General features: G+C 34.6%; 10 protein-coding genes and 1 pseudogene. 8 read left to right on the top strand and 3 right to left on the bottom strand.

The window, feature by feature from the left end; genetic code table 11:
- Nucleotides 1-356: pseudogene (locus ACMGDK_RS18145) on the bottom strand (T9SS type A sorting domain-containing protein); the annotation flags it as partial.
- A 355-nt stretch (nucleotides 357-711) separates the two neighbouring features.
- Between ACMGDK_RS18145 and ACMGDK_RS18140 the strand changes: the two are divergent.
- Complete coding sequence (locus tag ACMGDK_RS18140; RefSeq protein WP_436809216.1) at nucleotides 712-963, top strand: helix-turn-helix domain-containing protein; 252 nt, start codon at nucleotides 712-714, stop codon at nucleotides 961-963.
- Nucleotides 964-1000: 37 nt separating this feature from the next.
- Here ACMGDK_RS18140 and ACMGDK_RS18135 read toward each other — a convergent pair whose 3' ends face one another.
- On the bottom strand, nucleotides 1001-2296 hold the full coding sequence (locus ACMGDK_RS18135) for a tyrosine-type recombinase/integrase (protein WP_436809215.1): 1296 nt from the start codon (nucleotides 2294-2296) through the stop codon (nucleotides 1001-1003).
- Nucleotides 2297-3333: 1037 nt separating this feature from the next.
- Nucleotides 3334-3783 (bottom strand): hypothetical protein, encoded by a 450-nt coding sequence (locus ACMGDK_RS18130; RefSeq protein ID WP_436809214.1) that lies wholly within the window; start codon nucleotides 3781-3783, stop codon nucleotides 3334-3336.
- A gap of 207 nt (nucleotides 3784-3990) precedes the next feature.
- Between ACMGDK_RS18130 and ACMGDK_RS18125 the strand changes: the two genes are divergently transcribed.
- The 7 genes from ACMGDK_RS18125 (at nucleotide 3991) to pyrF (ending at nucleotide 10451) form a co-directional block, all read left to right on the top strand.
- Nucleotides 3991-4542 carry a YMGG-like glycine zipper-containing protein gene (locus tag ACMGDK_RS18125; protein ID WP_436809213.1) on the top strand — a complete coding sequence of 184 codons (552 nt, stop codon included), beginning with the start codon at nucleotides 3991-3993 and terminating at the stop codon, nucleotides 4540-4542.
- A gap of 55 nt (nucleotides 4543-4597) precedes the next feature.
- Nucleotides 4598-6223 (top strand): LIC_10190 family membrane protein, encoded by a 1626-nt coding sequence (locus tag ACMGDK_RS18120; protein WP_436809212.1) that lies wholly within the window; start codon nucleotides 4598-4600, stop codon nucleotides 6221-6223.
- Between the two features lie 57 nt (nucleotides 6224-6280).
- On the top strand, nucleotides 6281-7351 hold the full coding sequence (gene aroC, locus ACMGDK_RS18115; protein WP_436809211.1) for a chorismate synthase: 1071 nt from the start codon (nucleotides 6281-6283) through the stop codon (nucleotides 7349-7351).
- Nucleotides 7352-7368: 17 nt separating this feature from the next.
- Complete coding sequence (locus ACMGDK_RS18110; RefSeq protein ID WP_436809210.1) at nucleotides 7369-7932, top strand: thioredoxin family protein; 564 nt, start codon at nucleotides 7369-7371, stop codon at nucleotides 7930-7932.
- A gap of 47 nt (nucleotides 7933-7979) precedes the next feature.
- A complete protein-coding gene (locus ACMGDK_RS18105; RefSeq protein WP_436809209.1) occupies nucleotides 7980-8519 on the top strand; it encodes a TlpA family protein disulfide reductase in 540 nt (179 codons plus the stop codon).
- 85 nt (nucleotides 8520-8604) lie between these two features.
- On the top strand, nucleotides 8605-8946 hold the full coding sequence (locus ACMGDK_RS18100) for a YkvA family protein (protein WP_111955123.1): 342 nt from the start codon (nucleotides 8605-8607) through the stop codon (nucleotides 8944-8946).
- A 125-nt stretch (nucleotides 8947-9071) separates the two neighbouring features.
- The gene (pyrF, locus tag ACMGDK_RS18095) at nucleotides 9072-10451 is read left to right on the top strand and encodes an orotidine-5'-phosphate decarboxylase (protein WP_436809208.1); all 1380 of its coding nucleotides are present in this window, start codon (nucleotides 9072-9074) and stop codon (nucleotides 10449-10451) included.
- The last annotated feature ends 39 nt before the right edge of the window (nucleotides 10452-10490 follow it).

Below are 10490 nucleotides of genomic sequence, written 5' to 3'. Positions count from 1 at the left end.
GAATAAGAAGTACCTGAGATCAAAAAACCTCCGTCCTGAGTAGATACTGAGGCTGAAAGGTAATCATGGTTATTTCCTGAGAAATATTTTTCCCAAACTTCTTTCCCTTGCTGATCAAGTTTTACCAGATGAAAGTCGTAGCCGTTGTTTTGTTTTTGGTTTGATGTTCCTGAGCCTGTCGAAGGATGAATTGAACTTCCCGTAATCAGATATTGCTGATCTATTGTTGTAGTCACCTGGCTTAGGAAATCCTGAGTGCCGGATTTGATGTCCCGTTGCCATGCTACCTCTGTTTCCTGGGCCGAAAAATTAAGGAATGCACACAGGGCGAGTGCGAGTATGTAATTTTTTTTCATATCTGTTTATTTTTTGCGAATTTAATAATTATATTTTAATTCCTAACATAGGGAAAACCCCATATTTTAATTATGGTTTTTAGGGTAGTTTTTAGCCAGATAAACAAAGTGTTTTCATAAGTGTTATTTTTAATGTTATTGTTTTACTTTATTTCTATAACAAAGATATAATCACAAGACGACAAAGCGTGTCGTATTATATAAATGCATAAATTAATTTACAATGACAAAAATAAAAATGAATTTCAAATAATTATTGTGAGTTACCATAAGTAAATATTATTTTCTGCAAATATACAAATTGTAGTAATATAAGGTTACAAAAATGCAGTACTTTATATTTCACTTTGTATAAGTGAAAATAATAGACGAAAATAAAATTACTGAATTAAAAGCCAGAATTCCTGTTGATGTTGGTAATCAGATTAGAAAGTTCCGTGAAAAAAAGAATCTTTCCCAGACTGAGCTAGCTGAGCTGATAGGGAAAGATAGACAATATCTATATAAAATTGAAAAAGGAAAAGTAACCTCAAATGTTTTCACTATAGCAGTTATTGCTTTAGCACTTGAGATTTCATTAAGTGAATTAATGAAAGAAATAAGCTAATCTAAAATTTTAGCATTTTAATAGCAAATTTCCTCTCTTAAGATATTTTATGTTTGGCAGAAAGTTCTTTAAATGTTTTAGCTGTTTGCATAGCCCAATCATCAGCAGTTCTTCCGATATAGTTTAAGAACTGTGCTTCCGATTTGTGTCCGGTAATTGCCATAATCTGCGGTGTCGTAAACATTTTATTTCCGTAAAAGTTTGTAGCAAATGAACGGCGGCAAACATGAGAAGAAACAAGTTTACATTTCTCCGTTTTTACAATTTCATTCTTTTTAGTGACTTCATTGAAATATCTGCCTTTTACTATATCATGAATCCCAGCCAATTCACAAACCTTTTTAATATGTCTATTGAACAATACAGAATTAGAATCCGGGTTATCTGCAAATACAGGTGGAAAATCACCATTATATTTCTTTAAGATTTCTTCAACCTCATCATGTAAAGGAATCACAACCTTTTCTCCTGTTTTTTGCTGCTTAATTTCCAGAAACCTGAATGAGTTGCCATCAGCATCTGTTTTAGTGTAAATCATTCTTTTTGTCATACGTAGAAGATCACTAGCTCTTTGTCCTAGATAACAACCTAGAATAAGCCAATCTTTTGCAAGATTCCAATTTTCTTCAAGTGTAACAACATCTTTAATTTTAGCTATTTCTTCAAGTGACAAAAATACTTTATGTTCGCTATTTGTAGTCCCTGTAGAAAAACCGGTAATCTGATAATGTATTTGCTTTCCATTATTCCTCGAATCAAAGATTACAGTTTTAAGGTTTTTAATAAAGCGAGTAGCAGTAGTCTCCATCAATCCACAATCTACGATGAGGTAATTTTTAAAATCAATTAATACCTTCCCACTAATATCTTCTATTAGGTAGTTCTTTTTCTTTTTTTTCTGATATGCTTCAAAACGATCTTGAAGGTTTTTTAGCTTATTAATTGTGCTTTTAGTGTATGATGAAATTCCCTCTTTGAATTCAATAAATTCTGTAAGATAGTTTAAGAAAATACTATCATCTTTTTTTTCATCAATTCTATTATAAAAAGAGTTTATTTTTTCGTCTAACCATTCTTTCGTAAATAAAATACCTTTTGTATAATCAGAATTGTATGATGTTAAAATGTGAGTTTCAAGATTTTTTAATTGAGTAGTAATTTGTTTATTTGTCGGATTGTTTTGTTTAGGAAGTGACTTTTCTTTGCTCCAATCACTCATACTAATTACAATACCTGTTTTGGATTGAAATTCTTTTCTATACCCAACTATAAAACGCAAGTATATCTGAGATGTTGAAGTTTTGGATCTTGTGAAAAACTTAACTGATGCCATGATTTAAATTTGAATAATCAAATATACAAACTTTCCCGATATTTTCCCGATAAATATAAGATTTATTGCAACTAAATACGGCTCAATAAAATCATAATTATCTATTAATAAAACAATTAAACTTTTTTTTAGATTACTTCACGTTTTAGCGATTATCTTAATTTGGGTACGCTAGGTACCTCATCATTAAACCCTATTCTATTTATTACAAATAGTTTAGGGTTTTTTCTTAAGTGTATCCACCACAATGAATGTACATTTTTAAATCAGGATTATTCTATAAACTTGTTTAATCAATAGGCTGATTATAGTTTAATCATTCAGATATCGAAAAAATTGAAATTTTTATTGTAGACCAAAATATTGTAGAATCCAATTTATTACTCCGGATCATATACAATTATCAACACTTATTCTACACTATCCTTCTCTAAAGCAAGGCTACTGTTTAAACCGTTAACACGGCTTGAACAGCATTGATACAGGATTAAGTAGGTATCAAAAAAAATCCCCGAATTGCTTCGGGGATAAAAACTAATAACCATGAAAACTCAAATTAAACATGAGTTGCTTCATATATTGAAAAATCGTGCCAAAGTCGTTCTTATGACCACTACTTTTTTTAATATTTTTTTCAATCTAATGTAAGTTATTTTAGCTGAACGAAATACAAAAAACCCTTACAGACCGCTAACTACAGCGCAATAGTAAAATGACAGAAGCTTTTAAAAATGAAGGCTTAATTAATATTTTATGATTAATATCATGTCTAACAATCTATACAGAATAGCTAAAAATAAAAAAGCCTCCTAGCGGAGGCCTAAAAAAACACAAATGATGAAAAAATTTTTATAATTAAATAAGAAAATTATTCTTTAATTCTACGGTTTAAAGGTAATACCTTAGCCTTTTTCATTTTATGAGTTCAATCATAAATGCTCTTTTTAAAGTCAAAAAGATTATATAAACTTTTGGTACTCTAATTCGGAAAGACTTAGAAACATAATAATAATTCTATTGAGAATTCAAAGTTTATTTTACTCAGCCCAGGTCACCGGAATATATACGGTAATGTATCCGTCAGCATCTACCTGAGCATCTGATACAGTTCCCGTCACAGATCCGTAACCTGTCCAGCCTCCCTGCCCCTGCATCGCAGAGAAAGTATAAGTTCCCGCAGGAATCCCTTCATAATAGGCAGGCAATGTCTGGAAGCCGCCTCCATAATAAGTATCGTAAACCTCGCCTGTCACTGTATTTTCAGCAAGGAAACTGCCTACATCGTGGCTTCCTGAAAGCGTTTTCGTTCCGTCCAAAGATATAAGACCGAATCTTACCTTATAAATTTTCGTTTTTGAAGCTTCTTTAGATGTTTCAGAATGAGGCTGAGACTGAATATCTGTTACCATATCATCATTCGAAGAACACGAAACGACAACAGCTGACAGAGCCACAAAAACCATCGTTTTAAAAATTGATATTTTCATATTAAAGTAATTTTGATATTTCAAAAATAACCAATTCATATGAATTGAATAAAAATTTTTAATTAACTTAAAATTACATCCGTAAATATTCAATTTTATAAAAAATTCATCACTTTAACATTTCTTAACTAATTTTGGCTTCATAATTGAAAATAACTAGAAAGTTGCTGGCCATTTTGGCTAAGACTACTTATTAAAATTTGAATTATGAGAAAGATAGTATTAGCAGGTTTTTTATCAGTCTTTTTACTGACAGCCTGCAAAAAGGACGAAAGAACCGCTGAAAAATCCCTGGAAGAACAGAAACTTGAATTTCAGGCAAGACAGCTTGAAATAGAAAAGCAAAAGCTGGCTATCGAGAAAGAAAAAATAGTGTACGAAGCACAGAAAAAAGCAGACAGCATTGCTGAAAGTAAAAAATCACGGGCAGCTGCTGCCAATAATTCAAAGCCTCAGATCATAAGAGAAACAAAAACAGTATATAGAGACAGAGGATCAAACTCTAATTCTGGAGGCGGAACCTATGCGGATAACGGAAGCAATTCCTCGCAGGGAACCACTGCCACCCAAAAGAAAGGTTGGAGTAAGGCAGCCAAAGGAACCGCTATTGGTGCCGTAGGTGGCGCCGCATTAGGAGCCATTGTTGCTAAGAAAAACAGGGGTCTGGGTGCAGTAATTGGTGGTGTAGTTGGTGGTGCAACCGGTTATACAATCGGTAGGGCCGGAGACAGAAAAGACGGAAGAGTTCAGCCACGTTAATTAATATTTTCACGATAACATTTAAAGATTGCTTATTTTTAGGCAATCTTTTTTTATGATTTTACTTTTACTTTCATCAGTTCTTATTCTTTCAGTACTTGCGGGCTGGGGGGAAATCATGGAAAATTTTGCCGGTTCTCTATTTGGTGGAATTTCGGGCAGCATTTTAACCGGAATATTAGGACTCAGCCTTATATGGACTGGTCTGGCTTTTTTTGTTCCTATTAATATATATGTAGAAATTCCCTTTATATTATCCGGAGTTTTTTTCTTTTTCAAAAAGACATTATATCAGAAAATTGATTCATTTTCAAAGAAAGATATTTTTCTAATGATCAGCATTTCACTGCTCATTTTATACAGCAGTTCCTTTTACCCTTATATATTGGATCATTTCGGATATTATGTTCCCACCATCAAATGGCTTACAGAATATGGACTGGTGAAAGGTATTTCCAATCTGGATCTTACATTAGGCCAAATGTCCGTATGGCATATTTTTCAGTCGGGCTTTTCCGGGTTTTCAGATCCTTATTTAAGAATCAATGCCATTCTTCTCATCGTTTATACTTTTTACATTTTTGAGAAGAAAAGCTGGATCCAGCTGAGTTTTATTCCCATACTGTTGCTTTTTTCGCAGTCACCAAGTCCTGACCTTCCTGTTATTACTTTATCATTGATTATTTTAAATGAAATCATGGCAGGAAACAAAAACATCAGTCTCCTCCTTGCTTATGCCGTTTATGTTTTTTCCATAAAACCTACAATGATATGGCTTCCAATACTCGTATTTCTGTGCTCTTTATTTATTTTTAAACCCAATTATAAAAACTGGACTTTAGGAATTGGGATTCTTATTTTGTTCTTTATTAAAAATATATGGACATTCGGATATCCTGTATTTCCTGTAGCCATAGGTGATTTCGGATTCAGCTGGAAACCCAATCCGGAAGTATTAAAAATTTCGTCGCAATATGCTGTTCAGAAAACATACGATATGCAGTATACCCACAAGGAAATTCAAAAATTTCCTTCTTATGATGCGGTCAGAAACTGGTTTACACTGGAAGGAATTAAGTCAAAAATCAATATAATCTTCATTTTAAGTCTGGCTGTTTTCTCTATTTTTGCTTTCATTAAAAAGAAAAAGATCATTAGCCTGATCTGCATTTCCCTATTGATAAAAAGTATACTGGTATTAGCTTTTTCGGCGCAGTACCGTTTTTTTCTTGATGTATTTTTTGTGATCGCGTTTATCCTGTTTATTCATTTCAGCAAAAAGAACTCACTCATTTTTCTCGCAATATCCGGTATATTGGTGATGGGAATTTTAAGTTTCCCCAATTTCATCCGCCAGTATATTCCGAGTTTCAGACCGGGAAACTTTATGGCCGGATTGAAAAAAGAACAGCTCTACAAACCTTCAACTTATCATTACAACAAATTTGAAACCTTCAAAACAGGAAATTTAAAGTTCAATGTGTCAAAGGATTATCCTTTTAATTTTGAAACTCCTATTCCTGCAATCTCAGCGGGTTATATTTTTGATGATGTAAAAGCGGGAATTTTTCCTCAGTACATTGACGAAAAAAACATCAGAAAAGGATTCATCTGGAAAAAACTCACACCGGACGAAAAAAAGGAAGTACAGAACATTATCCATATTATTAAAAAACACTAATAAATAGAACAAATCTAGAAACTTTATTATCTGAAGAAAAATAGGTAATTTTGTACTATGTTCAATACATTAGGTAATCTTCTTAGTCTTACAACATTTGGAGAAAGTCACGGCGTGGCTTACGGCGGTATCATTAATAATTTTCCGGCAGGTTTAACGGTAGATTTCGATAAAATTCAATATGAATTGGATCGTAGAAAGCCAGGTCAGTCTGCGATTGTCACTCAAAGAAAAGAAAGTGATACGGTAAAGTTCCTTTCCGGGATCTTTGAAGGAAAAACGACAGGTACCCCAATCGGTTTTATTATAGAAAATGAAAATCAGAAGTCTAAGGACTATGATCATATCGCAGATTCATACCGTCCGAGTCATGCAGATTTCACGTATGACCAGAAATTTGGTATCAGAGACTATCGCGGCGGCGGAAAATCTTCAGCCAGGGAAACCATCAACTGGGTCGTTGCAGGAGCATTGGCAAAACAGCTTTTATCCGGCATCGAGATCAATGCTTATGTTTCTTCCGTAGGCGATATTTTCTGTGAAAAACCATATCAGGCATTAGACTTTTCAAAAACGGAAAGCAATGATATGCGTTGTCCGGATGCTGAAACTGCAGAAAGAATGATCAAAAGAATCAAAGAGATCAAGAAAGAAGGCAACACTATCGGCGGAACAGTTACCTGCGTAATCAAAAACGTGCCTGTAGGAATTGGAGAGCCTATATTTTCTAAACTTCAGGCTGAATTAGGCAAAGCCATGCTGAATATCAATGCCTGCAAAGGATTTGAATACGGAAGCGGTTTCTGCGGTGCTAAAATGACAGGAAAAGAGCATAACGATGCTTTCAATACGGATTTCACCACAAAATCTAATCTTTCAGGAGGAATCCAGGGAGGAATTTCCAACGGAATGGATATTTATTTCCGTGTTGCATTCAAACCTGTAGCGACTATTTTAAGACCTCAGGACAGTGTAGATAAATATGGAAATCCAGTGGTAGTGGAAGGAAAAGGACGTCATGACCCATGTGTAGTGCCAAGAGCCGTTCCTGTCGTGGAAAGCTTAGCTGCATTTGTATTGGCTGACCTGTTTTTAATCAACAAGACAAGAAACATCAATAATTTTTAACATAAATATTTTTGGTAATGAAAAATTACTGGGATCAGGGAATTTCTTTTGAAGAATATGTCAGTATCGGAAAAGAAAGATTGGAAAATCCTTCCAGCCAACAGGAAATCGAATACAGGCAATACTACGAATTAGGGTTGCAGAGAATGGACAGAACATTAAAAAAATATGTCCCGGATGAAGAACAGTTAAAAGAGTTGGCTTCTAAAAATTTTGACGGAAAAATCCTGATTATTTCAGAAGCATGGTGCGGAGATGCCAGTGCTACGGTTCCTGCGCTTGTTACTTTCTTTAAAGGACACAATGATGTAAGAATTTTCCTGAGAGACAGTGACAAAAGCCTAATTAATCAATACCTGACTAACGGTACAGAATCTATCCCAAAAGTGATCATTCTGGATAAGGATTTCAATGTGAAAAATTCCTGGGGGCCACGTCCGAAATACGGATATGAATTATTAATGAAACATAAAGCAGATCCGGAAGCTTACCCAAAAGATAACTTTTATAACGACCTGCAGCTGTATTATGCTAAAAACAGAGGCAAGGATGCAGTCCAGGAGATTTTGGAACTCCTGTAATACAAACTGAATTCCATACAGCAAAAAATAACAGTAAAGATCCTCGCATGAAAAAGAATATCATTTATCTTGTCCTTATCATCATTATCGGTGTAGTAGCTTTTGTTCCTGGAGTAAAAGAATACCTGAGAGATCAGTTCTTCCCGATCGCCACGATTGAAAATGCGGTACATGTAAGTGAAGAAGATTATGACATTGAGCTGAAAGGAATCAATGTGCCAAGTACCAATCTTAAAACTTTTAAGAATAAGCCTGTTTTCCTTAATTTTTGGGGAACATGGTGTCCGCCGTGCAGAAAAGAATGGCCAAGCATTCAGAAATTATATGACTCAAGAAAAGGAAATGTAGACTTTATTCTTATTGCGATGAATGACAAGGAAGAGGATATAAAAAAGTTTTTAAAAGAAAATAATTATTCCGTTCCTGTCTATATTGCACAAAGCCCTATTTCCGAAAAAATTCTTCCAAAAGTATTCCCTACCACTTTTCTTATTGATAAGCACGGAAGAATCATCATTAAAGAAGATGCGTCCAGAGATTGGAACACAGAAACTGTGCATCAGTTTATTGACAACATCATCAAGTAATTATTTTTAACTAAATTTTATAATTTATTGGTATAGAATTTGCGAAATTTACTACGTTGAAAAATTTATTAAAACTAAACACAAAATGAAATATTCAAAATTGAATCTTGCAAAAGAAGCCATCAGCCACAAAGGCTTCGTTAAAAAAATTCCTGACATCTTCAGGATGGTCAAGTTATGGAGAAAAGGAGAATACCCGATGAGATCCATCGATATCATCCTTCCTCTTCTGGGACTTTTATACGTAATTTCCCCTATTGACATACTTCCTGAATTTGCCGTACCTGTTTTAGGTGTTATGGATGACCTGGCAGTATTGTCACTTACAATTCCAAAATTAATCAAGGAAGTGGACAAATTTTTGCTGTGGGAAGCAGAACAGAGGCTGAACGGCACTAAAATTATCGATGCAGAAATTGTAAAATAATAATTTACATAAATATTATTTAAGCCATCCTGAAACATTTCAGGGTGGTTTTTTCTTGACAAATGGTTGATAAATTTTTAAGCCTTGTTTCAAATCATTAAATTTGCAGTATCTAATAAAAAATAATGGAAAGTAAAAAAGAATTTTTCTTAGAGTGTTACAAGCTGGGCATCATTAAATTCGGAAGGTTTACGTTAAAAAGCGGTATCGAAAGTCCGTTTTACGTAGATCTGAGACCTTTGGCTTCAGATCCGAAAATCTTAAAGAATCTGGCTAATTATTTACTGGAAATGCTTCCACTGGATAATTTTGATTTAATCTGCGGAGTGCCTTATGCAGCGCTCCCGATGGCTACTGCGATGTCTTTGGAAAGCTACATTCCATTAATTATTAAAAGAAAGGAAGCCAAAAGCTACGGAACTAAAAAGCTGATCGAAGGAATTTACCAGAAAGGCCAGAACTGTCTTTTGGTAGAAGATGTAATCACTTCCGGAAAATCTCTTGTAGAAACGATTGCAGAGGTAGAACAGGAAGATCTTAAAGTAGCTGATATTGTTGTTGTTCTTGATAGGGAACAGGGAGGAAAACAGCTGCTGGAAAGTAAAGGTTACAGAGTTCATACCCTTTTCAATATTTCAGAAGTTTGCGCTATCCTTCAGGAAAACGGAGAACTATCTGATGAAGAAGTAAAAAGAATCCAGGATTTCCTTCAGGGAAACCATATTCAGTTTGAAGAAAAAACGAGAAGTTCTTACGAACAGAAATTAGAGCATGCGCAACATTCGGTTTCTAAAAAATTGCTGGAAACCGCTTTGGCAAAAAAATCAAACCTTATTGCTTCTGCAGATGTTACCACAACCCAGGAACTGCTTAATCTTGCTGAAAAAGTAGGACCTCACGTGATTGCATTAAAAACCCATATTGATATCATTTCAGATTTTGAATACGAAAAAACGATTGTTCCTTTAAAAGCTTTGGCTGTGAAACATCAGTTTTTATTAATGGAGGACAGAAAGTTTGCAGATATCGGTAATACGCAGGAACTGCAGTTCACCAGCGGTGTATTTAAGATTACAGATTGGGCAGATTTTGTCACTTCACAGGTGATCGGAGGATTTGAATCTTTGGACTGCTTTAAAAATGTAGGCGTTGTTGCTATTGTCGGAATGTCTTCCAAGGGAGCGCTGACTACGGCGAGCTACCGAGAAGAAGCTCTGAAAGTAGCCTTATCACATCCAAATGTGATTGGAGGAGTATCACAGAACCAAATTCCTGAAGAACTGTTACTTTTCACTCCAGGCGTTAATCTTGCAGATTCAGGGGACGGAAAGGGACAGCAGTACAATACTCCTGAACATGTTTTCAAAATGCTCCACTCCGATTTCATCATCGTAGGAAGAGGAATTTATAAATCTGAAGATCCTGAAACCGCTGCCATTACTTATAAAAATGAGGGCTGGAATGCGTATGTTAATTCTTTGCAAAAAAACGTGGTTCAAGGCTAAAATCCTGCTGGATATATTCAAAATAAGTTTATATTTGAG

It is taken from the genome of Chryseobacterium hilariae, from assembly GCF_051400735.1.
Taxonomy (GTDB): Bacteria; Bacteroidota; Bacteroidia; order Flavobacteriales; family Weeksellaceae; genus Chryseobacterium.
Note: the sequence above shows the minus strand (reverse complement) of the source record. Positions and strands in the feature narration are given on the sequence as shown.

Bases quoted from the DNA above. Each gene is read 5' to 3' on its own strand.
- ACMGDK_RS18125 (WP_436809213.1), top strand. From the start codon at position 3,991: ATGAGAAAGATAGTATTAGCAGGTTTTTTATCAGTCTTTTTACTGACA.
- ACMGDK_RS18105 (WP_436809209.1), top strand. From the start codon at position 7,980: ATGAAAAAGAATATCATTTATCTTGTCCTTATCATCATTATCGGTGTA.
- ACMGDK_RS18130 (WP_436809214.1), bottom strand. From the start codon at position 3,783: ATGAAAATATCAATTTTTAAAACGATGGTTTTTGTGGCTCTGTCAGCT.
- ACMGDK_RS18100 (WP_111955123.1), top strand. From the start codon at position 8,605: ATGAAATATTCAAAATTGAATCTTGCAAAAGAAGCCATCAGCCACAAA.
- ACMGDK_RS18135 (WP_436809215.1), bottom strand. From the start codon at position 2,296: ATGGCATCAGTTAAGTTTTTCACAAGATCCAAAACTTCAACATCTCAG.
- pyrF (WP_436809208.1), top strand. From the start codon at position 9,072: ATGGAAAGTAAAAAAGAATTTTTCTTAGAGTGTTACAAGCTGGGCATC.
- ACMGDK_RS18110 (WP_436809210.1), top strand. From the start codon at position 7,369: ATGAAAAATTACTGGGATCAGGGAATTTCTTTTGAAGAATATGTCAGT.
- aroC (WP_436809211.1), top strand. From the start codon at position 6,281: ATGTTCAATACATTAGGTAATCTTCTTAGTCTTACAACATTTGGAGAA.
- ACMGDK_RS18120 (WP_436809212.1), top strand. From the start codon at position 4,598: ATGATTTTACTTTTACTTTCATCAGTTCTTATTCTTTCAGTACTTGCG.